Raw genomic sequence first — 248 nt, 5'->3', positions numbered from 1 at the left:
ATATAGAAAGGCTTGTCTATATGTGCATGGAAATTCTAATGCAAATATGGAGTTGGCGGAGTATTACATAAACACATTTCGAGAACCTAAAAACATTGAGGGGCTTGAGACAAAGCTAAATCAATTAGTTTTGTTATTAAAATCAATACTAAGTCTTATGATAATTAGTAATTCTGAATTGGCGGATGCAGCATTCCATAGAAGAAAATCCATCTTAAGATATCTTATCAATGATGATGCTATAGTAG

Annotated in this window: 1 protein-coding gene; it reads left to right on the top strand. The window is 31.9% G+C overall.

Going from position 1 to position 248, the window contains the following annotated elements:
* Positions 1-46 precede the first annotated feature (46 nt).
* Positions 47-248, top strand: a 202-nt coding sequence (locus ACSNOG_RS33770; RefSeq protein WP_436756482.1) for a hypothetical protein, incomplete at its 3' end; no start/stop codon positions are given.

Origin of the sequence: Streptomyces sp. URMC 124 (assembly GCF_051386455.1) — a bacterium.
Classification (GTDB): domain Bacteria; phylum Actinomycetota; class Actinomycetes; order Streptomycetales; family Streptomycetaceae; genus Streptomyces.
This window is presented reverse-complemented; position numbering and strand designations above follow the sequence as displayed.